The organism is Streptomyces sp. NPDC030799, from assembly GCF_055572255.1.
Map to the genome: position 1 here is coordinate 129139 of NZ_JBVIDS010000013.1, position 24758 is coordinate 153896.

Below are 24758 nucleotides of genomic sequence, written 5' to 3' on the forward strand. Positions count from 1 at the left end.
AAAGGCTGTGAAGTACGGCATCTTCATCGGCTACACCTTCAGCCCCGCCTGGCTCGCCAAGAGCTGGGACGAGCGCGAGCAGTTCCAGCAGGAGCACCTCGCGCCCCTCTACGCCAAATACACCGGCCGGCTGAGCATCCAGCAGTACGACGCCGAGGCGTTCTCGGCGTCGCCGACGGACTTCGCGTTCATCGAGACCGAGGACCTGACCGCCTACTACTTCTTCATCGAGGAACTGCGCGACACCCCGCTCTTCGCCCAGGGGCTGGCCCGCATCGATGTCATCCACGTCGGACTCGCCGACGGCTACCGGCACTTCGCCCAGGAGGTTCTCCATGCTGACGACGACCGCTGACGACGCCCGGGGCAGGCTGCGGGACATCTACGCCGACGCCCACGAGCAGACCCTGCACCCCAACCTGCTGGGCTGGCCGGGCCGTCCCGACGAGACGGAGCTGGACTTCCTCTCCCGGGTCGTCTACGACCGCCCCGGCAAAGGGGTCGAGGCCAGCGCCTACCTGGTCAAGGAGCTGGCCCAGCTCGCCGAGATCGAGCGGCACGTGTCCGCCGTGTTCGGCATCATCACCGCCCAGCTCGGTGCCGACGACTCGCCGCTGAGCGCCGGCTACGACCTGCACCACGCCCTCAACCTGTTCGCGGCCGAGGAGTATCTGCACTCCGACTTCTTCTACCGCTACGTACGCGAACTGGCAGGCAAGGACGTGAAGCTGGCCGACTCCCTCTTCATGGAGCGGCTCGCGCTGTACCAGGGCGACGACTCGCCGTACGTGAAGCTCGCCGCGATGTGCATGTCGGCGTACATCGGCGAGTCGGTCATCACCGTGTTCGAGAAGCGCACCGCCCACCTCGACCCGGGGCAGAAGCACTTCCTGACCCGGCTGCTGTGGGCGCACGGCATGGACGAGGCCCGGCACGTGCAGGTCGACCACGTCGTCCTGGAGCATGTGATCCCCTCCCTCACCGAGGCCGAGCGGGATCGCGCCTACGAGCTGTTCCGGGGCACCGAGGAGCTCGACCGCGAACTGGCCAACCGCTTCCAGGACCTGGTCCGCGAGCTGTTCGGCCTCGACCACCAGCCCGGCAACCGGGCCTGGCAGATCCAGCAGCAGCTCACCGGCGCCTTCCGCGCGGCCCTGGCCGAGTCCTGGCCGCCGGTCCCGGTGGACGAGCACATCGACGCCGCGACGCGTGCGCTGCTGGTGGAGTTCTCGGGCAGCGACCACGTCCACGCCTGACGCCGCATCCCGCCCGCCCCCTTTGACGAAGGCCGACCCCACGTGACCGCCAGCGCCCCGCCCCGCTACCTGGACCTGACCGACGACCCCGAGCCCTTCCTGACCGGCCCGCGCCCTCCGAGCCCGGACGGCAGCGCGGCCGGGCAGGCGTGGGGGGCGGCCCCTGGTACGGGGCGGGCGTTGTCCGCGAGTTCCTTCGGCGTGACGGGAGACGGTCGCGCCGGCGGGCGCGGGGACAGGACCGAGGCATCCCGCCGCCGGCGCGACGGCGCGCCGGAAAGCGTGGGCCGGCCGGTGCACGACCGGCGGGGCGGTGCGCACGAGGGCGCTGCCTCCGGCGCTGTCGCCGACCTGTTCGGTCTGCTGCGCTCCGTGCTCCCCGACGGGCTCGACCAGTACGTCCTCGGGAGTTCCGCGGCCGAGGTCTGTGACGTCGCCCTGCGTGCCGTGCGGCGCGCGCGGCCCGCCCGGCGGCAGGTGGCCGTGGCCGCGGGCGGGCATCACGGTGTGACCCTCGGCCGCGTCGACGGGATGGTCGAAGTGCCGTACGGGGACGCGGAGGCGATGGGCCGGGCGCTGGCGGACCGGTCGGTCGCGGCGGTGTTCCTGGAGCCGGTGCTGGACGGCCCCGGGCTGACCGTGCCGCCGCGCGGCTATGTCGGCCGGGTCGCCGAGGCCTGCGCCCGCACGGGCACGCTGCTCGTCGCGGACGAGTTCCAGACCTGTCTCGGCCGCACGGGCAGGATGTTCGCCGTGGACCACGACGCCGTGGTCCCTGATGTCATGCTCCTGTCCAAGGCGGGGGCCGGTTTTCCCCGCGTCGGCGTCTGCGCGCTCGGCACGGCCCTCGCCGGGGCCGTCGAGGACCACCCGCTCCCCCACGGCGGCCCCTCCGCGCTGTCGCTGGCCGCCGCCTGCGCCGCGGTCCGGGAAACCGCCGACCTCGACCTGCCGGCCCACGCCGCCCGGCTCGGCCCCCGGCTGCTGGCCGGATTAGAGGACGCCTGCCGGCGTCACCCCGCCCATCTGCTCGGCGCCGTCGGCACCGGCCTGATGACCGGTCTGCGCACCCGCGACTCCTCCGCCGAGTTCCAGATCTCGATGATGCTCGCCGGCCACGGCCTGCGCACCGGCCACTCCCGGCACCACCCCGGCGGCCGTACCGCTCACCCCGTGCTGCCGTTCTGCCCACCGCTCACCGTCACCGAACGACAGATCGACCACGTGCTGGCCGCCCTGGAGGCCACCCTCACCTGGCTGGACGGCCGGCCCCGCCCCCGTACCGGTGGACTCGGCCACCTCCTGCGCGGACTCGGCCCCTTCCGGACACCCACCGACTGGTGAACCCCACGCCACGACCCTCAAGGACCGACATGTCACACACGACCGCCCCCCGGCCGGCCACCACGGCCCCGCCCGCCCCCGAGCCGCCCGCGGCCCCCGCCGGCCGCACCGCGCTGCTCGCGGGTGTCCTGCTCTCCCTGTTCCTCGCCGCGGCCGACTCCACCGTCGTCGGCTCGCTGCTGCCGACCATCGCCGGCCAGCTCGGCCGCCAGGATCTGTACTCCTGGCTGATCTCCGCGTTCCTGCTGGCCAGTGTGCTCGTCACACCGGTCGCCGGGGCGGCCGCCGACCGCTGGGGCGGGCGCCGGGCGATGCTGGCCGCCCTCACCGTGTTCGCCGCCGCCTCCGCGGGCGTCGCCGCCGCGCACACCATGCCCCTGCTGATCATCGCCCGCGCGGCCCAGGGCATCGGCGCCGGTGCCGTCGCCGCGCTGACCTACGTGCTGATCGGCCAGGCCTTCGACGCCAGTGAACGCGGCCGTATGCAGGGCATGCTGTCCTCGGTGTGGGGCCTGGCCGCCGTCGCCGGACCCGCACTGGGCACGGCCGCCCAGGCCACCGTCGGCTGGCGCTGGATCTTCCTGCTCAACCTGCCGCTGGCAGCCGTCGCCGCCGTACTGGTCCGCAAGGTGCCCGCCGCCCCGGCCACCGCCCCGCGCGTGATCAGCCCCGGCGCACTGCTGTCCTTCGCGGCCGGCCTCGGGGGTCTGCTCCTGCTCATCCAGGCGCCCGCCCTGCACGTGCGCGCCCCCTACGTCGTCGCACTCGCCCTGGTGACCTTCCTCGGCCTCGCCGCGCACATCGTCCTGGTCCGGCGCCGCCCCGCCGCGGCCCTGGTCCCGTCCGCCTTCGCCACCCAGGGCGACCAGCGCGTCTCCGGGCTGCTCGCGGTCGGCGCCGCCGCCGTGCTGTACGCCTCGGTGACCCTGCTGCCGCTGGCCCTCACCGCGGGCGGCGCGGCCGGCGCGACCGAGAGCGGACTGTTCGTCATCACCGGCGCGCTCGGCTGGGTGGTCGGCTCGGCCGTGTGCGGCGGCCTGCTGCAGCGCCTCGGCCCGCGCGCCACCGCCGCCATCGGCGGTCTGCTGCTGGCGGCCGGCCCCGCGCTGCTCGCCGCGGGCGCCGCCCACTCGCTGCCGCTGGCCGTCGCCGGCGAGTCCCTGGCCGGTCTCGGCACCGGGTTCGTAGCCACCACCAGCCTGGTCCACACCCAGAACACCGCCCCGGCCCAGTGGCTCGGCGCCTACACCGCCGCCGTCACCCTGTGCCGGAACATCGGTGCCGCCGTCGGCGTCAACCTGCTCGCCTCCATCCAGCTCAGCGCCGCCGGCCACGGCTCCCACGGCGCCTCGACGGGCTCCTACACCACCGCCTTCGCGGCCCTCGCCGTGATCGGACTGCTCACCCTCGCCGGAGCCCTGCGTCTGCCCCGCCGCCACTGACCACCGGTCGGCCACGGTCCGGCCCGGCGGGCAGCCACCCTCCCGCCGGGCCGGCGACGACAGCTTCAAGGAGGACGGCAGCTTCAAGGAGCAGGAGACGGACATGCCGACCGACAGCCCGCCGGCCCAGGTGCTGTCCCCCTTCACCGGCGCCGCGCCCGCCCACCCGACGGGCTCGGCCCCTGCGGGTGACACCCGAGGACAGACGCGTTTTTGCGCAGTAAGCGCATACCGACCGGCCAGTTCGGTGAAAAGCCCGCGCGGCCCCGGACCGCGCGGGTAGCGTGCGTGGCTCCGCTCCCCCCACCTCCCTGCGGTCCGCCGCCACGGACCCGAGCCACGCAAGGAGCCCCGGGATGTCCTACGACCCGCCGCACACCCCACCCCAACAGCCCTACGCCCAACAGCCCTACGCCCACCCGTCGTACGCCCCGCCCCCGCCGTCCTACGCCCAGCCGTCGTACGCCCCGTCCCCGCCGTCGTACACCTACCCCTGGCAGCCCGCGCCGCCCGAGCCGCCCCGCCCGGGTCACCGCCCGCCCCGCGAACCCCTCGGCCACCACAGCGATCTGCGCGTGCTGCGCAGCGCCTACCGCTGGCAGCGGCGCACCGCCACGCTCACCGCGCTGGGCTACTTCACGCTGTTCCTGGTCCTGTCCGCGTGCGCACCGGGCGTCATGACGCGCACCTTCGCCGACGGCATCCCCACCGGCCTGCTGCTCGCCCTGCTCCAACTCCCCGTCACCTGGCTGGCGATCGCCCTGTACGAGCACACCGCGCGCCGGCACGTCGATCCGCTCGCGGACCGCATCCGCAAGGAGACCGAACTGGACGCACGCCGAGGAGCGACCCGATGACCGCTGCCACGGGTACCCCGGCCGTCGGAGGCTTCACCGGTTTCAGCGGCTCGGGCCAGGCCATGTCCCTGGTCGCCTTCTCCACCGTCGCCACGGTGACCCTGCTGCTCTGTGTGATGACCGGCCCCGACCGGGACGACCTCGACGAGTTCTACACCGGTTACGGCTCCCTGTCCCCACTGCGCAACGGCCTCGCCATCGCCGGCGACTACATCTCCGCGGCCACCGTCCTCGGCACCGGCGGAGTGATCGCCCTGTGCGGCTACGACGGCGTCGTCCTCGCGCTCAGTACGGCGCTGTCGCTGATGCTGCTGATGTTCCTGCTGGCCGAACCGCTGCGCAACGCCGGCCGGTTCACCATGGGCGACGCGCTGGCCCGCCGGCTGCCGAGCCGCTGTGTGCGCATCACGGCCTGCGCGGTGACCATCGCCGCCCTGCTGCCGCTGATGCTGGTCCAACTCGCCGGATGCGGGCAGCTCATGGCGTTCATCCTGGGCTTTTCCAACGAGTCGCTGAAGACCGGATGCGTCATGGGACTCGGCGCCCTGATGATCGCCTACGCGGCGATCGGCGGCATGAAGGGCACCGCGCTCATCCAGATCCTGAAGATCGTGATGCTGGTCGGTTCGGGCGCCGTGGTCGCCGTACTGATCCTGCACCGCTTCGACTGGGACCCGGGCGCCCTGTTCACCGCGGCCTCACGGCAGAGCGGCGCCGGACCGGCCTTCCTGCACTCGGGGCTGGAGTTCGGCACCTCCGGCAGGTCCCGCCTCGACATGATCGCCTCGCAGCTGACCGTGGTGCTGGGCGGCGGCGTCCTGCCGCACATCACCATGCGCATGTACACCGCCTCCAGCGCCCGCCAGGTACGCCGCTCGATGTCCTGGGCGGTGTCGATCGTCGCCCTGTTCGTGCTGATCATCATGGTGGTGGGATTCGGCGCCACGGCACTGGTCGGCCGCGCCGTGATCGCCGGGGCCGACCCGCAGGGCAACACCGCCTATCTGCTGGGCTCCCGGGCGGCGTTCGGCGCAAACGTGTCGAACGCGGAGACCTTCCTGTTCACCATGGTGACCACAGCGATCTTCCTGACCCTGCTCGCGTCGGTGGCCGGGATGATCCTCGCCTGCGCCAACTCCCTCGCACACGACGTGTTCGCGGCCCGCGTGCAGGAGATGCCGGCCCGGCGCGAGATGGCCCTGGCCCGCATCTCGGCGCTCGCCACAGGCGTGCCGACGATCCTGCTGGCCACGCTGGTGCAGCACCACAGCCTGCAGCCCCTCGTGACGCTCTCCTTCTGCCTGGGCGCCTCGGCCATCGCACCCGCCCTGGTCTACGGGCTCTTCTGGCGCCGCTACACCCGCAGCGGGCTGCTGAGCACGCTGATCGGGGGCTCGCTGACCGTGCTGCTGCTGATGCCGGGCACCAATCTGGTCTCCGGCTCACCCGTCTCGGCCTTCCCGCACGCCGACTTCAACTGGTTCCCGTTCACCACGACCGGCATCGTCTCCATCCCGGCCGGCTTCCTCTTCGGCTGGCTGGGCACGGTGCTCTCCGGCCGCGCCGAGGCGGAACAGCAACGCCACCAGTACGAGGCGGTGGAAGGCCGCATTCTGGCGGGGGCGGTGCGGGAGGGAGGGTGACCGCGCCGCGCCCGGCCCGCTGGGCGCGGCAGCCACGGCGGTGACCGGCGACGACGGCCAGGGCGCGGGCCCGGGTGGTCATTCCAGCGCCGTTCTTCCCGTCAGGGAGATCAGGTTGCTGCGGGCCTCGTCCATGTGGGCGCGCACGTCGTCCCAGGCATCACCGTGCTCCCGCAACACCCGTTCGGTCTCCCGGGCGATGCGCTCCTCGTGCACGCGCGCGTCGGCGATGATGTCGGCGGCGCGCGCGCACGCGTCCTCCTGGGTGCGGCGCGCGAACTCCTCGGCCTCGGCGAAGACCCGCTCGGCGTCGGCCAGCGCCGCCTCGGCCCGGCTCATCCGCTCGGCATACCGGGCATCCAGGGCTGCGATCCGCTCGGCCTCCTCACGCTCGACCTCGGCCCACCGCTCGGCCTGCTCCCGGGACAGCTGGGCGGTCAAGCCGGTCGAGCGCTGCCGCACTTCACGCAACGCGGCGAGCACCTCCGCGCGTCCTCTCCTCACCTCGCGCCGCGTCCTGACGCGGATGCCGTCGGCCTCGGCGCGCGCGGAGAGCAGCCGCCGGCGGGCGTGTTCGTCCGCTTGCGCGCGGAGCGCGTCCGCCGCTTCGTGCGCCTTCCGGCGTGCGCTGTCGGCGCGCGCTTCGGCCTGCGCGATCTGCCGCTGCGATTCCCGCCGCGTGCGCTCGCGGAGGTCCGCCGCCTCCTCCTGCACGAGCTGGAACAAGCGCCGTGCGCGCCCCCCGAGCGACTCGTATGTCTGCGGCGGAAGCTGGGCGACGACCTCGCGCATCCGCGCGGCCTCCGCCTCCATGTCCTTGGCGAGCACGGTCAGCCGCGCGGCACGTTCCCACGCGGCATCGCGGTCGTACGACAACGCCTCCAGGTAGGCGTCGACCTGATCGGTGCGGTAGCCGCGCCCCCGGACGGTCACAAAGCCGTGCGGCGACTCCGATGCACTGCTCACCCTGGGAACCCCTCTCCACCGGACATACACGACAGAATGATTTCGCGCATATCTTGATGGATGGGACGTAACCGTACATAACGCGACACTCCGCGGTCGCATCAGGCTCACGCTCGCGCATCTCACGCCCGGAGTGCAGCGAATCCGCCGCCCCGGAACGACCGGAGAGCACGGCCGCGGCCACCCGTTCGGCCGACCGGCACGACCAGAAGCACGACCGGAAAAGCGTCGTGCCCTTCACGCACGCGGGAGGGCCACGACTGTGTTCCCGTGCGGTGGGCGTCCCTACAGCAGCCCGTCCCACATCTGTTCCAGCAGCACCGACCACCAGCTCTCCGGCGAACCGAGCGCCGCCGGGTCCAGGGCGGCCAGCTGCGCCTGGAAGTCGACGGTCCAACGGCCCGCCTGCTCCTGGTTCAGCCCGTACCGCAGCCGCCACATCCGGCCCAGCAGGGCCAGGCAGCGGACGAACTCCGGCAGCCCCGTGTTCACGAACTGCGGCGGCACCGGAGCCCCGCCCGGCCCCGCCTCGACCGGCACGGCCACGATGTTCGCCGTCCCGTACTGCACACAGACCGCCTTGCCGAAGTCGGTGCCCATGACGAGATACGAACCCGCGTCCGCCGCCGGCTGCACCCCGCGCTCGGCCGCCAGCTCCGCCAGCGTGGGCACCGGGCGGCCCGGCTGGGCCTGCGCCCAGAAGAACGGGCCCATGTCCACCGGCAGACCGGCCACCACCAGCGTGTGCGCCACCACCGGCGGCACCCCCTGCCGCGACACCGCCTGCTGCTCGAACCGGAACACCCCCGGCCCGAACACCGCCGCCAGCTCCTGCCCGATGCCCTCCGGCGGGATCGGCGGCGCCGCCTGCACCGGCGGCAGCGGAGCCCGCACCGGCGCCGGCCGCGCGGGGCCGTCCGCCACCTGGTGCAACTCGCCCTGGTGGGCCAGCAACTGCTGCATGCCCTGCTGCCGGCTCGCATGGTCCGTGCCGTACGGCGCGATGCTCGTGATCCGCGCCTGCGGCCACTGCTCCCGGATCATCCGCGCACAGTAGGCGCCCGGCAGCTCGCACGACTCCAGCTCCGTGTGCAGCTCCAGCACCTGGTCCGGCGGCACGTTCATCGCCCGCAGCTCGTGGAAGATCTGCCACTCCGGGTGCGGGGTGCCCGGCGCCGAACGCCGGATCAGCTGTTGCTCCGAACCGTCCTGCGCGCGGTAGCGCAGCACCGCCTGATAGCCCGGCCCGACCGTCGGCTGCCCCTGCTGCGGATACCCGTACGCGGGCGGCTGCCCCGGAACCGGCGCGCCCGGCGGCGGCATCGCACCCGACGCCATCGGCTGCGGCGCACCCGGAGCGCCCGGAACACCCGGAGGCATGCCGGGAGCACCCGGAGCACTTGGAGGCATGCCGGGAGCGCCCGGCGCACCGGGTGCGCCGGGGGCGGGCGGCGGCGGGGGTGCGCCCGGACCTGCCACGGGCGGTGCCGCCAGCACCGTCTCCGCGTGATGCACGGTCCCGCGCCCGCCTCCGGGAGCGCCGGGGGCGCCGGGCGCGCCCGGACCACCAGGGGCGCTCGGCGGCGGCGGTGTGCCGGGGGCACCGGGGCCTGCGGGGGCGCCCGGAGGTTGCGGCGCGCCAGGCGCGGGCGGCATGCCCGGGGCACCCGGAGCCGCAGGAGCGCCGGGCGGATTCGGCATGCCCGGAGCGCCAGGACCACCCTGCGCGCCCGGCGCACCCGGAACACCCGGGGCACCCGGCGGCTGCGGCGCGCCCCCGCCCAACTGGCTGGGGTCGGCCAGCATCGTGGCCGCATGGTGCACGCTGCCGGGAGGGGCGGCAGGCGGCTGGGGGGCGCCCGGAGCATTCGGCGCGCCCGGCGCCTGCACCCCTTCCGCGCCACCCGGGCCGCCGGGTCCCTCCGGTCCGAGCGCCGACACCAGCTGCGTCGGCACATATCCACCGGCAGGCGCACCCGGCGCGGGCGGCGTCGCCGCACCCCCCGAGCGCGCGCCCGGCGCGCCAGGAGCGCTCGGCGGCGGAGGCGGCGCACCCACTCCACCGCGCGCCTTCTTCGGCGGCGGCGCGGCCTTGCTCGTCGCGGCATCCGCGATGTCCCCTGCGTTCGGCGCGAGATGACGCGCGGACGCACCCGTGTCGGCCGGCGGCTGCGGCGCGCCCGCCGCACCACCCGGCGCCTGCGGGTAGCCGTAACCAGGGGCAGCCTGCGGGGCGCCGGGACCCTGCGGATAGCCGTACGTCGGGACGCCCGGGGACGGCGGCGGGGGCGTGTTGCCCTGCGGCGCGCCCGGCGCACCTGGAGCGGCGGGGGGCGGGAACGGAGCTCCGGGCGCCGGCGGGTACGCGGGTACGCCCGGCGCAGGCGTGCCGGGAGCCGCCGGCGGCTGCGGGTGGCCGTACGGCGGCGTGCCGGGCGGCGGCGGGGGCGTACTGCCCTGCGGAACAGCCGGCGCACCGGGAGCAGCGGGCGCCCCGGGTGCACCGGGCGCGCCCGGCGTGTACGTGATGCCAGGCGCCCCAGGCGCACCACCAGGAGCGGGCGGGCCGCCCTGAGCGCCCGGCGGGAAGCCCTGCGCGCCCGGCGCGTTCGTGGAGTCGAGCGCCGGAGCGACCGCCGTCGGCGGCAGCTGGCTGCCCCCCGACATGAGCGCCGTCTTCGCATCCGGTGCGCTCACCGGCGGCGTCGGCGCCTCGTCGGCGGAGTCGCTCAGCGGCGGCGCGAACACCGTCGCGGGCAACGGCACCGAACGGTCGTCCTCACCGGAACCCGCGTTCGTGTCGGTACCGGCCCAGGGCGTGGCCCCCACCGGCACATCCGCGGAAGGCGCACCGTGCGGAGCAGGCGCCCCGGGCCCACCGGAGGCGCCCGGCGCACCCGGCCCGCCCTGCGCCCCACCCGTCGCCCCGGACACCCCGGAGGCGACCGCCGGCACCCCGCCCTGCGTCTCCGCCAACCCCGCCCCACCGGACGAAGCCCCGCCACCGGCACCGGACGCCTCCGAACCGGCACCGTCCCCGGAACCCGCGCCCGCGCCCACGCCCGAAGCACCGGACCCCGCGCCCGAAGCGCCGACACCCGCACCAGCCCCGGCCCCAGTCCCGGTCCCGGCCCCCCGATCCCCGATCCCCAGCTTGTCCGCCGCCTCCTGCAGCCACTCCGGAGGAGTCAGCAGGAACGACGTCTGATTGAGGTCCACCCGGGCGGCCGCCGGCGCCGGAACCGCGTCCTGCGGCCCATCGGCACGGCCGTACTCCTCCTCGTACCGGCGGATCACCTCACCCACCGGCAGCGCCGGCCACAGCGTGGCCTCACCGCTGTCCCGGGCGATCACCAGCCGCTGCGCACCCGCGTCCGCCCGCGGCCCCTCCGCCCGGTCCTCACCCCACACCACGAAACCCAGCTCGAACTCCCGCACCCGCACCTCACGATGCTGGTACGCGGGCACGTCACCGTTGATCCACTCCTCGGCGCGCTCCTGCGCCTGCGCATAGGTCACCATCGCCTGAAACTCACTCCCCCACCGGGCCGGACGACGCCGCACCGGAAGACACCGGAACAACACGGGCGAAGCCGCCGTCGACCATCAGATTCGCCACCGTCTCCAACTCCGGCGGACTGCCCGCCAGCCGTGACAGAAAGGCGTCGAAGTCGTCACCGCACGGCAGCAGCAGACGCTCCACCCGCTCCGCCGGCGACCACGACGGATCCACATCACGCACGTCGTCGTACGCGCAGAACCACACCGAACCGGGCCGCTCGCCCTTCACCTTCACCGCGAGCAACCCGCCCTGCACGAACGTCACCCCGAGGTAATCCTTCGTCAGATGGTCACGCAGGCACTTGTTCACGTACACCAGGTCGTTGACCGCCGCCTCGTCGCGCACCGTGAAGAACGGCTGGTCCAGCAGCAGACCCAACTCGGCGTCCAGCGCCGTACCCACCGGCGCACACCCGCCCGCCGCCTTCAGGAACGAGCGGTAGGCGCCCGGAAGCCGGTACCCCAAATCCTCCTCGACGCCCTGCACCTGCGCCTCCGACACCGCCACACCCGACTTCGGCAGCCCGAAATGCGCCGGCCGCGTCTCCTGCAACGGCCGCGTCCCCCGCTTGCCGTGGTCCACCGACGCCGTCGCCACCCCACCGTGATGCCGCAACAACGCCTTCACCTCGACCGGAACCAGCTCCAGCCGCCGCGTACCCGGAACGTGATGCCACGTCCAGCCGTGCGGCGTCGCCACATCCGGCACCGTGTCCCACAACTCGTGCTCCGCCGCCGCCAGTGCCGCGTTCGCCGACACATAGTCCGTCAGCCGCAACTCGTCGACACCGAAACCCTCCGGCGGCTCGGCGATCTCCACCGCCACGCGCGCGTACGGAGAGAAATCCGGGTAACCACGCTCATCGACCCGTACCCCTCTCGGGTGACGCGCCGCCCGCACCGGATCCGGGAAATGCACGACCTGCCCGGCATAGGCCGCGTTCGGCGGCACGGCTTGTCCCCCGGCCTGGCCGCTGGGCGGTGTCCCCAGCCCGAGCCGACCTGTCGTCATGGCGGTAGCCCCCTGCGGCGTTCTCTCTGGCCTCAATCGGCGGTGTCGATCGCGAACGGCGACAGCCTATGCGGTACACGAACCCCGGTCACCGGCCCACCGCATCCCGGAGGAAACCAGCCCTCCGCTTCCGTGACCAGCCGTCACCCCACCGTGACCACCCACCCCCGACCCGGGCGTGTCGCGCCGCCCCAGCTTCCGCACCCGCCACGGCATTTGGCACCCTGTGTCCTTCGGGGGATGCCGGGGAACACCCGGGGAGGGGAAAAAGATCATGAGCACCTTGCGAACCGGAGGTACCGACGTGCGGGCCGGCGACCCACGCATCGACTGGAGCGGCACCGACACACCCCCCACCCCCACCCTCCGCCACCGTCGCGACGGCATCCTGCCCACCGTCGCCGCCGCCCTCTCCGTCCGCGGCGCCACCCTCACCGGCACCGCCGCCCGCAGCGACCAGCCACCCGCCCTGCACCCCCTCGTCCAGGACTTCCTCGACGCCCTCACCAGCAGCGAACGCGACCGCTTCACCGGCCGCTGCGCCGAAACCATCCTCATCTCCCGGCACCTCACCGCCGCCGACGCCACCCGCAGCAAACGCGCCGCCCGCAAACCCATGACCAACAGCGAAGCACGCAAAGCACTCAAACACGCCAAACTCACCGCCCGCCGCATACGCGAGGACGGCGACCCCCTCCACGGCAGCTTCGCCACCCCCTGCCGCGCCTGCACCGCCCTCAGCGCCCACTTCGGCGTCCGCATCGTCGACCCCACGGCAACCGACGGCTGACCACCACCGTCAATCCCGATACACCGCACCACACCGCCGGCACGACGAACCACGCACGACGCACGAGACGAACGAAGGGCAGATGCACCCCGACCACGCCACCACCCCCAAGCCCGCCACCCGCCACGAGCACGGAACCGGCCCGGCCCGCTTCCCCGTACTCGTCGACGCCGCCCTGCGCGCCGCCGGCTGGCAACCCGGACGCTGGGACATAAAGCAGGCCGAAATCTGGGCCGACGCCCTGCGCGACCACACCTCACCCGCCGGACACCGGCACACCGTCTTCCCCGCCGCCGTCGAAGCCTGGGCCGAATTCGGCGGCCTGACCATCACCCCCAACGGCCCCGGCCGCCAGATCGCCCCCGCCACCCTCCACCTCGACCCCCTCCACGGCCTCCACCACGCCCGCACCCTCGGCGACCTCGGCCGCGCCCTCGGCACCGAACTCTGCCCCCTCGGCGAAGAAACCGACACCGCCGCCACCCTCGCCATCGACACCGAAGGCCGCGTCTACACCCTCGACCACACCGGCGACTGGTACGTCGGCCCCGACATCGACCACGCCCTCGCCACCCTCATCACCGGCATCGAACCCGTACGCCTCACCGCCGGCTGAGACACCGCACCGAGACCGCCGACTGAGACACCTCGCTCAGCCCCGGCTCAGACACCGCGCTCAGACCCCCCGGCTCAGACACCGCACTCACGCCGCCGGAATCACCGCCGACACCCGGAAACCCCCCGCATCCGTCGGCCCCGACACAAACACCCCGCCCAGCGCCACGACCCGCTCCCGCATCCCCACCAGACCGTTCCCACCCGACGGCAACCCCGCCGCCGACGCCGACCCCGGCTCCGGCGGCGGCTCGTTCTCCACCTGCATCGCGATCTCCGACACCCGATGCGCCAACCGCACATGCGTCTTCGCACCCGCCGCATGCTTGTGCACGTTCGTCAACGCCTCCTGCACCACCCGGTACGCCGTCTGCTCCACCCGAGCCGCATACGACCGCACCTCCCCCTCCACCGACAGATCCACGACCATCCCCGCCGCCGCCGACTGCCCGATCAACTCCTCCAACTCCGACAGACACGGCCCCTCCTCCACCGCCACCCGAGAAGCCGCAGCCGCAGCCGCAGCCGCCTCCCCCACCCCCGCCAACGGCACCGCCTGCGCACGCCGCCCCGCATCCTCCCCCGCCCGCAACACCCCGAGCATCTCCCGCAACTCCGTCAACGCCTGCCGCCCCATGTCCCCCACCAGCGCCGCATTCCTCACAGCCTTCTCCGGGTCCTTCCGCGCCACCGCCTGAAGCGCCGCCGCATGCACGACCATCAGGCTCACCCGATGCGCCACCACGTCATGCATCTCCCGCGCGATCCGCGTCCGCTCCTCGTTCCTGGCCCACTCGGCCCGCTCCTCCGCCCGCTCCGCGAGCAACTGAAGCTCCCGCTCCAGACTGTCCGCCCGCTCCCGCAGACTCTCCATCAACCGCCGCCGAGCCCCCACGTACAACCCCAGCAGCAGCGGCGGAGCCGTCAGCCCCAACGCCGTCGTCACCGCCGCGAACGGCACGAACCAGTCACCCAGCGTCAGGTCCCCCCGCGCCATGTCCTGGCGCACCCGCACGAACGTCACCACCGCCGTCCCCACCAGCGACATCCCCGCCAGCGCCCCGATGATCCGCCGCGGCAGCTCACACGCGGCGAGGGTGTACAGGCCGACGACACCCAGCAGAAACCCCATCTGCGCGGGCGTGATCGCAATGGCCACGAGAACGACGGCGATCGGCCACTTCCGCCGCACGAGCAGCACAGAACCGGCGATCAGACCGAAAACGATCCCCACCGACACCGGAATCCCGGCATCCCTGGCGAACGGGATCCCCTCCGCGCCGCACTCCACGGCCGACACCAGCGCGAGACCCCCGTCCAGCACCGCACTGCGCCACCTGGCCCACCACCAGGGCCCGGTCAGGGCCCCGGTCCGCTCTTCCCCCGTCGTGGTCATACCTCCAGCCTACGGGCGACAGCCAGGCCTTTTCCGGTGACTTTCCCCTACCGCCACGCACCACACTCCGTAACCGAACGACCTCGAAACCCACCGGTATCCCTCGAACTGGTGAACCCCTCCTGTTCGACCCCGGAACGCCCCATTCCGGCCGGACGGTATGCGTATGACACATGCACCGGGCAAGTACGCCGACTTCGAGAGCCTGCGGGACCGGGCGGTCGCCCTGCGCCGGGCGGGCCACAGCCTCCGGCAGATCCGGGACGAGCTGAAGATCTTCAACAACGACATCCTCAACCAGCTGGTGAAGGGGGAACCGCCGCCGGAATGGACCAAGCGCCCGAGGGCGAAGGACGACCTCCGGACCAAGGCCCGGGAGCTACGGCTCCAGGGGTGGACCTACGACCGGATCGAGGCGGAGCTGGGGTGCTCGCGGAGTTCGGTGTCGTTGTGGGTACGGGATCTGCCGAGGCCCGAGCGCAGCCGCAGCCCTGAGCAGGCGGCAGCGATCGCACGCAAGGGTTGGGAAGAGAAGCTGCGCCTCCGGGACGAGGAGCGTCGGCGCATGAAAGAAGAAGCCAAGCTGGCGATCGGCGGCTTGTCGACGCGTGAGCTGTTCCTGGTGGGCGTGGGCCTGTACTGGGCCGAGGGCGGCAAGGACAAGCCGTACGACCGTCGAGAAAACGTCGCCTTCGTCAACAGTGACCCCGGGATGATCGAGGTGTTCCTGGCCTGGCTGGACCTCTTGGGGGTGGAACGTGACCGCCTGCGGTTCACGGTGATGATTCACGAGACGGCAGACATCGCAGCAGCCGAGCGCTACTGGGCAGACTTCGTCGGCGCCTCCTCCGGCTCCTTCAACAAGACCACCGTCAAGAAGCACAACCCGAAGACGATCCGCAAGAACACCGGCGACAACTACCGAGGCTGTCTCGTGATCAAAGTCCTGAAAGGGGCGGACTTGTACCGTCGCATCGAAGGCTCTTGGTACGGCATAGTGGAGGCCGCACGCGAAGCCGATCAGCCAAATCGGACATAACGCGCAAACCATCCCGGATCGTCTAAGGGCAGGACAAACGGTTTTGGTCCGTTGAATGAGGGTTCGAATCCTTCTCCGGGAGCCCCCAGCACACAAAACCTAGGTTCGGGTCCTGACCGGCGAAAGCCCGACAGGGCCCGCTCCCATGTCCCCCCGGAAACACCCCGGTATCCTGCGGCTGTCACCCCCACTCACCCACAGCCGAAGGGCAACCCCGTGAGCAGCGCCATTCGCCCGGCAGCCGTCGTCGTTCTCGCAGCGGGTGAGGGCACCCGTATGAAGTCGGCCACACCGAAGGTCCTGCACGAGATCTGCGGCCGCTCCCTCGTGGGCCATGTGCTGGCCGCCGCCCGTGAGTTGGACCCGCAGAATCTCGTGGTCGTCGTGGGGCATGCCCGTGAGCAGGTCACCGCGCACCTGAACGAGATCGACCCGGCCACCCGGACCGCCGTACAGGCGGAGCAGAACGGGACCGGGCACGCCGTGCGGATGGGCCTGGAGGAGCTGGGCGGGGCCGTCGACGGGACCGTGGTGGTCGTGTGCGGGGACACGCCGCTCCTGACCGCCGACACGCTCAAGCAGCTCGCCGGGACGCACGCCGCCGACGGCAACGCCGTGACCGTGCTGACCGCCGAGGTTCCGGACGCCACCGGGTACGGGCGGATCGTGCGGGACGAGGCGACGGGTGCGGTGACGGCGATCGTGGAGCACAAGGACGCCACCGACGTCCAGCGGGCGATCCGGGAGATCAACAGCGGGGTGTTCGCGTTCGACGGGCAGTTGCTGGCGGACGCGCTGAAGAAGGTGCGGACGGACAACAGCCAGGGTGAGGAGTACCTGACGGACGTGCTCGGCATCCTGCGGGCGGCCGGGCATCGCGTCGGTGCCTCCGTGGCGGCCGATCACCGGGAGATCGCCGGGATCAACAACCGGGTGCAGCTGGCCGAGGCGCGCCGGATTCTGAACGACCGGCTGCTGACGGCCGCGATGCTGGACGGGGTCACCGTCGTGGATCCTGCCTCCACGTGGGTCGACGTGACCGTCTCCTTCGAGCGGGACGCGGTCGTTCATCCGGGCACGCAGCTGATCGGGTCCACGCACATCGGTGAGGGTGCCGAGGTCGGGCCGAACAGCCGGCTGAAGGACACGCAGGTCGGTGCGGGGGCGCGGGTGGACAACACGGTGTCCGACGGGGCCGTGGTGGGCGCGCAGGCGAGTGTGGGGCCGTACGCGTATCTGCGTCCGGGTACGCGGCTGGGGGTCAAGGGCAAGATCGGGACGTACGTCGAGACGAAGAACGCCCGGATCGGTGAGGGCACCAAGGTGCCGCATCTGTCGTATGTCGGTGACGCGACGATCGGTGAGTACACGAACATCGGGGCGGCGAGTGTGTTCGTGAACTACGACGGTCAGGAGAAGCACCACACGACGGTGGGGTCGCATTGCCGGACGGGTTCGGACAACATGTTTGTGGCTCCTGTCACGGTCGGGGACGGTGCCTACACCGCTGCCGGGTCCGTGATCACGAAGGATGTGCCACCCGGTTCGCTGGCCGTGGCCCGCGGTCAGCAGCGGAATATCGAGGGTTGGGTGGCTCGGAAGCGTCCGGGGAGTTCGGCGGCGAAGGCGGCCGAGGCGGCGTCCCGGAGGGGCCAGGACGAGGACTGAGCGGAATCGTGTGCGCCAAAGTCGGCGTACCGTGATAAGTGCACATCCGCACGCGTGCACCCGCACCCCTACCAGCTGGTTCGGCCTCTCATGCCCAGACGGGAGGTCGCAGACGGAGCCGGCTGGCTGAGACAACCTCTGAGGAGACTGTGCTGTGACCGGGATCAAGACGACCGGCGAGAAGAAGTTGATGTTCTTCTCCGGCCGCGCCCACCCCGAGCTTGCCGAGGAGGTCGCCCAGCAGCTGGGTGTCGGGGTCGTCCCGACGAAGGCCTTCGACTTCGCGAACGGTGAGATCTACGTCCGTTACCAGGAGTCGGCGCGTGGTGCGGACTGCTTTGTGATCCAGAGCCACACGGCTCCGATCAACCAGTGGATCATGGAGCAGCTGATCATGATCGACGCGCTGAAGCGTGCGTCGGCCCGCTCCATCACGGTGATCGTGCCGTTCTACGGTTACGCGCGGCAGGACAAGAAGCACCGGGGTCGTGAACCGATTTCGGCGCGTCTGATCGCGGATCTGATGAAGACGGCGGGGGCGGACCGCATCCTGACGGTGGATCTGCACACGGATCAGATCCAGGGGTTCTTCGACGGTCCGGTGGATCACCTGTTCGCGCTGCCGCTGCTCGCCGACTATGTGGGTGACAAGGTGGACCGGAACAAGCTGACGGTCGTGTCGCCGGACGCGGGTCGCGTGCGGGTGGCGGACCGGTGGTGTGACCGGCTCGGTGCGCCGCTGGCGATCGTGCACAAGCGGCGTGACAAGGACGTGGCGAACCAGGTGACCGTCCACGAGGTCGTGGGTGAGGTCAAGGGCCGGGTGTGTGTGCTGGTCGACGACATGATCGACACGGGTGGGACCATCTGTGCCGCGGCCGATGCGCTGTTTGCGCACGGTGCGGAGGATGTCATCGTGACGGCCACGCACGGTGTGCTGTCGGGTCCGGCTGCGGACCGGCTGAAGAACTCGCGGGTGAGTGAGTTCGTGTTCACGAACACGCTGCCGACGCCGGCGGAGCTGGGCCGGGATCTGGACAAGATCACGGTGCTGTCGATCGCTCCGACGATTGCGAGTGCGGTGCGTGAGGTGTTCGAGGACGGGTCGGTGACCAGTCTCTTCGACGAGCAGTGAGGTTTCTGCAGGCGCGTGACGCGGGCTAGCTGAAGATCCTTTTGGGTACGGCCTCCTCCTCCGAGTAAACTGACGAAGTTGCTCGGCGAGGGAGGCCGTACTCCGTTTCTGGACGGGGGCACGGCGGTCCGTTATCGACGCGCTCTTCGTAGCAGGCCGTTCGTGGCCGGGTGACCACGTCCGTTCCGATTTTCTACGAGGAGTGATCCGCATGTCCGAGGTGAAGCTCGCCGCCGAGACCCGTACCGAGTTCGGCAAGGGTGCCGCCCGTCGCATCCGCCGTGACAACAAGGTTCCGGTTGTTCTGTACGGCCACGGCTCCGACCCGGTGCACCTGACCCTGCCGGGTCACGACCTGCTGCTGGCGCTGCGTACGCCGAACGTCCTGATCTCCCTGGACATCGACGGCAAGACCAACGAGCTGGCGATCCCGAAGGCCGTGCAGCGCGACCCGCTGAAGGGCTTCCTGGAGCACGTCGACCTGCTGCTGGTCAAGCGTGGCGAGAAGGTCACGGTCGAGATTCCGGTGCACGCCGAGGGCGAGCTGGCCCCGGGTGGCAACCTGCTGGAGCACGTCCTGAACGCGCTGCCGGTCGAGGCCGAGGCCACGCACATCCCCGAGGCCGTCACGGTCTCCGTCGAGGGCCTGGAGGCCGGTGCCTCCGTCCACGCCAAGGACATCACCCTGCCCAGCGGTGTGACCCTGGCCGTCGAGGAGGACGCGGTCGTCCTGCAGGTCCTGGCCGCGCAGGCCGAGGAGACCGAGGGTGAGGCCGCCGAGGGCGAGGAGTCGGCCGAGGTCTGATCCTCGCCGTCGTCGTCAACTGTTCAGCCGCTGCTTCCCTCGCCGGGAGCGGCGGCTGGCGCGTATCAAGGAGAGATGGACGTGACCACCCCCGCCAGTACTGACCCCTGGCTGATCGTCGGGCTCGGGAATCCCGGGCCGGAGTACGCCATGAACCGGCACAATGTCGGGTTCATGGTGGCGGACCTGCTCGCGGAGCGGATCGGGGGGAAGTTCAAGCGGGCGGGCAAGGCGCAGGCGCAGGTGCTGGAGGGGCGGATCGGTCCGGCGGGGCCGGGGAGCCGGCGGGTGGTTGTGGCGAAGCCGATGTCGTACATGAACCTGTCGGGTGGTCCGGTGAACGCGTTGAAGGACTTCTACAAGGTGCCGGTGGCGCATGTCGTGGCGGTGCACGACGAGCTGGACATCGACTACGGGGTGCTGCGGCTGAAGCTGGGCGGCGGGGACAACGGGCACAACGGTCTGAAGTCGATGACGAAGGCGATGGGGCCGGACTATCACCGGGTGCGGTTCGGGATCGGGCGTCCGCCGGGTCGTATGCAGGTGGCGGACTTCGTGCTGAAGGACTTCTCGTCGGCGGAGCGCAAGGAGCTGGACTACTTCGTGGACCGTGCGGCGGATGCGGTGGAGTGTCTGGTGACGGAGGGGCTGGAGCGGGCGCAGAGCGCGTACAACTCCTGACGCCGGTCACCGCTGACGAGCTCCCGTACTCCTGAGGTCCCGTACTCCTGACGTACGGGACGTACAACTGCCGACTTGTACGGCTTTGCCTCCCGGACGAGTTGACCGGTCGTACGGTGATGGCCAATGATCCCGGCCATGCCTGCCACTGCCGCCACCGCTCTCCGGGCCTCCGTGACCGCGTTGCGGTTCGGGCGGGTCGCGGCGATGGGTGCGCTCGCCGCGCTGATCCTGTTCTGCGGGGTGTGGGGTTCCTGGGGGACCGCGCAGCACGTGATGCTGACCAAGGGCCGGGAGACCGGCACGGTGCGGGTGACGGGGTGTGCGGGGGACGTCTGCACGGGGCCGTTCACGCCGGCGTCGCAGGGGGCGCGGGCACGCGCGCGTGTGGAGCTCGGGCAGTCGGTGGCGGTGCGCAAGGGGCGGACGTACGACGTGGTGCTGAAGCCGGGTACGGCGGTGGCGGTGCGCTCGGGCCCGGCGGGGATCCTGTACGCGTGGGTGCCGTTCGGCGGGGCGTTGCTGCTGGCGTCGGTGGTGGTGGCGGGCGGGATGCGGCTGACGCGGGCCGGGTGGGTGCTGGCGGGGGCGGGGATGGCGCTGCTGACGGCTGCTTTCGTGACTCTGTGAGGGGTTGGGCGTTCTTCACGTCTGTGGGGGGTCTGTTCGTGGCCTGTTCGTGCTTGACCGGCTGTCGGGCGTGGCTGGAAGCTGTACCGCCCCCTCCACATCTTCCCCGTTCACCACTCGAAGATGGATCAGTACCATGCGTACCCTCATTCCCGTCGGCGCGCTGAGCGCCGGTGTTGCGGCGGCGCTCGTGTGCGCCCCGGCCGCCCACGCAAGTGCCCCCGGTGACAATGGCAGCGTCAAGATCCACGACGCCCGGACCGGCGAGGAGCTGCGCCGTAACGAGCCGCACGTGTGCACGTTCTATCTGGACGCCTTCGGCTTCGACGGTGGTCAGAAGGTCGACTGGCACATCGAGGCCTGGGCGCCGACGGCCGCCGCGAAGGGCGCGACCGTGAAGACCGGCGCGATCACGCTGGGCGCGGACGGTCACGGCCGTACGGGCGACCTGTCGCTGCCGGACGGGCACTACAAGCTGTTCTGGAACTTCGAGGGCGAGAAGGGCGCGACCAAGCACAAGGTGTTCTGGACGGACTGCACGGGCTCCGCGGGGGGTGGCGGGAAGCCGTCCGGCTCGGCGGCGCCGTCGTCCTCCTCGCACCCGTCTTCGCCGGCTTCCTCGTCGTCCTCGTCCTCGTCGTCCGGTACGGCCCCGAGCGCGTCCGCGTCCGGATCGCCCGCCGCGGCGGCTCCGTCCTCCTCCCCGTCCGCCGGCGGCGACCTCGCCGAGACGGGTAACGGTGCTCCGGTGGGCCTGCTGTCGGCCGGTGCCGCGGCGCTGGTCGGCCTGGGCGGCTACCTGGTGACCCGCCGCCGGACGGCCCGGCGGGGCTGAGACCTCCCTGCACAGGGGTGCCCCCGGGGTCGTACGACCTCGGGGGCACCCCTGTGTGCCGTGGCTGTCAGCCGGTGTTGCGCAGGCCGGCTGCCACGCCGTTGACGGTGAGGAGCAGGGCGCGGGAGAGCAGCGGGTCGGGGTCGGTGCCCGCGGCTGCCGCGTCGCGCTGGCGCTTGAGCAGGGTGACCTGGAGGTAGGAGATCGGGTCCAGGTAGGCGTCGCGGATGGCGAAGGTCTGCTTGAGGACCGGCTGGGCGTCGAGGAGTTCGTTCTCGCCGGTGACCCGGAGCACCTCGGCGACGGTCAGCTCGTGTTCGGCCTTGATGGTGTCGAAGACGTGCTTGAGCTCGTCGGGGACGAGGGTGTCGACGTAGTGCTGGGCGATGCGCAGGTCGGTCTTGGCGAGGGTCATCTCGACGTTGGAGATGAAGTTGCGGAAGAAATGCCACTGTTCGTGCATCTCGCCGAGCACGGTGTCCAGACCGGTTTCCCGCAGCGCCTTGAGGCCGGAGCCGACGCCGAACCAGCCGGGCACGATCTGCCGGGACTGGGTCCAGCCGAACACCCACGGGATGGCGCGCAGACCGTCGAGCGAGACGCCCGAGCCGGGGCGGCGGGAGGGCCGCGAGCCCAGGTGCAGCTCGGCGAGCTGGTCGACGGGCGTGGAGGCGAGGAAGTAGGCCGGGAGGTCGGGGTCCTCGACGAGCCGGCGGTAGGCGGCGTGCGCGGCGTCGGAGACCACGTCCATCGCCGCGTCCCAGCGGGCCAGGGCCTCGTCGGACTGGCGGGGGGCGGTGTGCAGCGCGGAGGCCTGGAGGGTGGCCGCGACGGTCAGTTCCAGGTTCTCCCTGGCCAGGGACGGGATCAGGTACTTGTCGGAGATGACCTCGCCCTGTTCGGTGACCTTGATCTCGCCTTCCAGGGTGCCCCAGGGCTGGGCGAGGATCGCGTCGTGGGAGGGGCCGCCGCCGCGGCCGACGGTGCCGCCGCGGCCGTGGAAGAGGCGGAGGCGTACGCCGTAGCGGTGGGCGACGTCGCGCAGCCGGCGCTGGGCGCGGTGGATCTCCCACTGGCTGGTGGTGATGCCGCCGAACTTGGAGGAGTCGGAGTAGCCGAGCATGACCTCCTGGACGTCGCCGCGCAGCGCGACCAGGCGCCGGTAGGAGGGGTCGGAGAGCATGTCCTCCAGGATGGTGTCGGCGGCCTTCAGCTCGTCGGTGGTCTCCAGGAGGGGGACGATGCCGATCCTGGCCCAGCCGGCGTGCAGGTCGAGGAGGCCGGCCTCGCGGGCGAGGACGGCGGCGGCGAAGACGTCGTCGGCGCCCTGGCACATGGAGATGATGTAGGACTCGACGACCTCGGGGCCGAAGACCTCCAGGGCCTTCTTGACGGTCTCGAAGACGCCGAGGGTCTTCTGTCCGGCGGCGTCGAGGGGTGCCGGGGTGGGGGCGAGCGGCCGGCGGGAGCGGAGTTCCTTGGCGAGGAGCTTGGCGCGGTACTCGCGGGGCATGTCGGCGTAGCGCCAGGACTCCTCGCCGAGGCGGTCGAAGAGCTGGCCGAGGGCGTGGTGGTGGGCGTCGGCGTGTTCGCGGACGTCCATGGTGGCGAGCTGGAGGCCGAAGGCGGCCAGGGTGCGGATGGTGCGGGCCAGGCGGCCGTCGGCGAGGAGGCCGCCGCGGTGTTCGCGCAGCGAGGCCTGGATGATCCGCAGGTCGCTGAGCAGCTCGCCGGTGCCGAGGTAGTCGCGGCCCGCTTCGTGCGGGGTGCCCTTGGCGAGGCGCTGCTTGGTGTTCTCCAGCTTCTGCCGGATGCAGGTCGCCTTGAGCCGGTAGGGCTCCTCGGCGTTGAGGCGCTTGTAGCGGGGGCTGATCTCGGGCAGCAGGTCGAGGTCGGTCTTCAGGGACTGCAGGAGCTCTTCCGTGGCGCCGGTGTAGCGGATCGAGTTGGAGAGCAGTCCGCGCAGTTCGTCGATCATCTCCAGGGCGTCGTTGATGCCGTGTTCGTGCTGGAGGATGAGGATGTCCCAGGTGACCTGGGGGGTGACGTTGGGGTTGCCGTCGCGGTCGCCGCCGATCCAGGTGCCGAAGGTGAGCGGCCGGGTGTCGTCGGGGAGCTTCACGCCCACCCGCTCCAGCTCCGCCGTCAGGTCCTCCAGGACGTCGCCGACGGCGTTCGCGTGCAGCTCGTCGAGGTAGTAGATGGCGTTGCGGGCCTCGTCGGCGGGCTCGGGGCGGACGACGCGCAGCTCGTCGGTCTGCCAGACGAGGTCGATGTTCTCGGCGAGGCGGACGTCGTGGCGGCGGCGGTCGGAGCCCTGGACGGGGGTGTCCAGGAGCGCGGCGATGCGCCGGAGCTTGTTGAGGACGGAGCGGCGTGCGGCCTCGGTGGGGTGGGCCGTGAAGACCGGACGGACGTTGAGGTTCTGGACGGTCTGCCTGAGGTGCTCGGGGTCGGCGTCCTTGAGCCGGTCGGCGGTGCGGGAGAGGAGGCCGCCCTCGGCGGCGCGCCGGGCGCGCAGCTCGCGGCCCCGGTGCACCTGCTCGGTGACGTTGGCGAGGTGGAAGTAGGTGGAGAAGGCGCGCACCAGCTTGGCGGCGGTCTCCAGTTCGGTGCCGCGCAGCAGCTCGGCGGCGGCCTCGCCGTCCTCGCGGGTGAGGCGGCGGACCTTCTCGACCAGGTCGAGGAGCTCGGGGCCCTCCTGCCGGACGAGGGTCTCGCCCAGGAGATCACCCAGCCGGCGGATGTCGGCGCGCAGCTCGCTGCTGGTCGTGGTGGTCTGGTCGTCGGCACTGCTCACAGGTGCGGCTCCTTGCAGTGTTGAAGCTCGTCTGGGAGGGAACCCGGGCGGCTGCCGGGCGGCGTGCGCCGCATACGGGCCGGAGCGTCCGGGAAGGAAACGTCAGCGGACCGCGCTGTCCGACCGGTTCCAAGGATAGGTGTCCCTGCGGACGCGCAGGCCGTGGGGCTCTTGCCGCCGCACGACACGCTGCCATACTTACGAAGCCGTAGGTTACGGAACCGTAGGGAAGTACCGTCGAGTCCCGTCCGGTCCCGGCGGCCCGGTATCCGTCTCGACCCTC

The 24758-nt window shown here is 71.8% G+C and carries 20 protein-coding genes and 1 tRNA gene; 16 read left to right on the plus strand and 5 right to left on the minus strand.

The annotated features are described in order from the left end of the window. Window positions 1-7 precede the first annotated feature (7 nt). The 6 genes from ACZ41I_RS30065 to ACZ41I_RS30090 all read left to right on the plus strand — a co-directional run bounded on the left by ACZ41I_RS30065 (window position 8) and on the right by ACZ41I_RS30090 (window position 6542). Complete coding sequence (locus ACZ41I_RS30065; protein ID WP_399774106.1) at window positions 8-355, plus strand: darcynin family protein; 348 nt, start codon at window positions 8-10, stop codon at window positions 353-355. Further along, window positions 336-1256 (plus strand): hypothetical protein, encoded by a 921-nt coding sequence (locus ACZ41I_RS30070; protein ID WP_363215455.1) that lies wholly within the window; start codon window positions 336-338, stop codon window positions 1254-1256. Before ACZ41I_RS30065 ends, ACZ41I_RS30070 begins: the two co-directional genes overlap by 20 nt. Before the next feature lie 42 nt (window positions 1257-1298). Then, entirely contained in the window at window positions 1299-2600 is a 1302-nt protein-coding gene (locus ACZ41I_RS30075; RefSeq protein ID WP_468515528.1) for an aminotransferase class III-fold pyridoxal phosphate-dependent enzyme, read from the plus strand. A gap of 29 nt (window positions 2601-2629) precedes the next feature. After that, window positions 2630-4042: an MFS transporter gene (locus tag ACZ41I_RS30080; RefSeq protein WP_399774112.1), complete on the plus strand. Its 1413-nt coding sequence runs from the start codon at window positions 2630-2632 to the stop codon at window positions 4040-4042. A gap of 356 nt (window positions 4043-4398) precedes the next feature. Continuing rightward, the gene (locus ACZ41I_RS30085) at window positions 4399-4899 is read left to right on the plus strand and encodes a DUF485 domain-containing protein (protein WP_468515529.1); all 501 of its coding nucleotides are present in this window, start codon (window positions 4399-4401) and stop codon (window positions 4897-4899) included. Beyond that, window positions 4896-6542 (plus strand): sodium/solute symporter, encoded by a 1647-nt coding sequence (locus tag ACZ41I_RS30090; protein ID WP_468515530.1) that lies wholly within the window; start codon window positions 4896-4898, stop codon window positions 6540-6542. The genes ACZ41I_RS30085 and ACZ41I_RS30090 overlap by 4 nt, the downstream gene beginning before the upstream one ends. 78 nt (window positions 6543-6620) lie before the next feature. Here ACZ41I_RS30090 and ACZ41I_RS30095 read toward each other — a convergent pair whose 3' ends face one another. The 3 genes from ACZ41I_RS30095 to ACZ41I_RS30105 all read right to left on the minus strand — a co-directional run bounded on the left by ACZ41I_RS30095 (window position 6621) and on the right by ACZ41I_RS30105 (window position 12081). After that, the gene (locus tag ACZ41I_RS30095; RefSeq protein ID WP_468324499.1) at window positions 6621-7508 is read right to left on the minus strand and encodes a cellulose-binding protein; all 888 of its coding nucleotides are present in this window, start codon (window positions 7506-7508) and stop codon (window positions 6621-6623) included. Between the two features lie 285 nt (window positions 7509-7793). Then, on the minus strand, window positions 7794-11030 hold the full coding sequence (locus ACZ41I_RS30100) for an SUKH-4 family immunity protein (RefSeq protein WP_468515531.1): 3237 nt from the start codon (window positions 11028-11030) through the stop codon (window positions 7794-7796). A 10-nt stretch (window positions 11031-11040) separates the two neighbouring features. Continuing rightward, window positions 11041-12081, minus strand: coding sequence for an SMI1/KNR4 family protein (locus tag ACZ41I_RS30105; protein WP_363219559.1), 1041 nt, complete (start codon window positions 12079-12081; stop codon window positions 11041-11043). Window positions 12082-12355: 274 nt separating this feature from the next. Between ACZ41I_RS30105 and ACZ41I_RS30110 the strand changes: the two genes are divergently transcribed. Both ACZ41I_RS30110 and ACZ41I_RS30115 read left to right on the plus strand, forming a co-directional pair. Continuing rightward, complete coding sequence (locus ACZ41I_RS30110) at window positions 12356-12871, plus strand: YwqJ-related putative deaminase (protein WP_363219560.1); 516 nt, start codon at window positions 12356-12358, stop codon at window positions 12869-12871. Window positions 12872-12953: 82 nt separating this feature from the next. After that, complete coding sequence (locus tag ACZ41I_RS30115) at window positions 12954-13487, plus strand: SUKH-3 domain-containing protein (RefSeq protein WP_399774127.1); 534 nt, start codon at window positions 12954-12956, stop codon at window positions 13485-13487. Between the two features lie 87 nt (window positions 13488-13574). On the opposite strand, the gene ACZ41I_RS30120 is transcribed toward ACZ41I_RS30115, so the two are convergent. Next, a complete protein-coding gene (locus ACZ41I_RS30120) occupies window positions 13575-14882 on the minus strand; it encodes a sensor histidine kinase (RefSeq protein WP_468515532.1) in 1308 nt (435 codons plus the stop codon). Window positions 14883-15048: 166 nt separating this feature from the next. Between ACZ41I_RS30120 and ACZ41I_RS30125 the strand changes: the two genes are divergently transcribed. The 8 genes from ACZ41I_RS30125 (at window position 15049) to ACZ41I_RS30160 (ending at window position 21675) form a co-directional block, all read left to right on the plus strand. Continuing rightward, entirely contained in the window at window positions 15049-15921 is an 873-nt protein-coding gene (locus tag ACZ41I_RS30125) for a hypothetical protein (RefSeq protein WP_468515533.1), read from the plus strand. 11 nt (window positions 15922-15932) lie between these two features. Then, window positions 15933-16003, plus strand: a tRNA-Gln gene (locus tag ACZ41I_RS30130). A 134-nt stretch (window positions 16004-16137) separates the two neighbouring features. After that, entirely contained in the window at window positions 16138-17589 is a 1452-nt protein-coding gene (glmU, locus tag ACZ41I_RS30135) for a bifunctional UDP-N-acetylglucosamine diphosphorylase/glucosamine-1-phosphate N-acetyltransferase GlmU (protein ID WP_399774134.1), read from the plus strand. A gap of 154 nt (window positions 17590-17743) precedes the next feature. Further along, the gene (locus tag ACZ41I_RS30140; RefSeq protein ID WP_351247694.1) at window positions 17744-18724 is read left to right on the plus strand and encodes a ribose-phosphate diphosphokinase; all 981 of its coding nucleotides are present in this window, start codon (window positions 17744-17746) and stop codon (window positions 18722-18724) included. A 211-nt stretch (window positions 18725-18935) separates the two neighbouring features. After that, window positions 18936-19529 (plus strand): 50S ribosomal protein L25/general stress protein Ctc, encoded by a 594-nt coding sequence (locus tag ACZ41I_RS30145; protein WP_468515534.1) that lies wholly within the window; start codon window positions 18936-18938, stop codon window positions 19527-19529. Between the two features lie 75 nt (window positions 19530-19604). After that, complete coding sequence (gene pth / locus ACZ41I_RS30150; RefSeq protein WP_468515535.1) at window positions 19605-20210, plus strand: aminoacyl-tRNA hydrolase; 606 nt, start codon at window positions 19605-19607, stop codon at window positions 20208-20210. A 126-nt stretch (window positions 20211-20336) separates the two neighbouring features. Continuing rightward, window positions 20337-20840: a hypothetical protein gene (locus ACZ41I_RS30155; RefSeq protein WP_363219567.1), complete on the plus strand. Its 504-nt coding sequence runs from the start codon at window positions 20337-20339 to the stop codon at window positions 20838-20840. Between the two features lie 136 nt (window positions 20841-20976). Continuing rightward, window positions 20977-21675: an LPXTG cell wall anchor domain-containing protein gene (locus tag ACZ41I_RS30160; protein ID WP_468515536.1), complete on the plus strand. Its 699-nt coding sequence runs from the start codon at window positions 20977-20979 to the stop codon at window positions 21673-21675. A 67-nt stretch (window positions 21676-21742) separates the two neighbouring features. Here the strand turns inward: ACZ41I_RS30160 and ppc are convergent, their stop codons facing one another. After that, the gene (gene ppc / locus ACZ41I_RS30165; protein WP_399774147.1) at window positions 21743-24475 is read right to left on the minus strand and encodes a phosphoenolpyruvate carboxylase; all 2733 of its coding nucleotides are present in this window, start codon (window positions 24473-24475) and stop codon (window positions 21743-21745) included. Window positions 24476-24758: the final 283 nt, after the last annotated feature.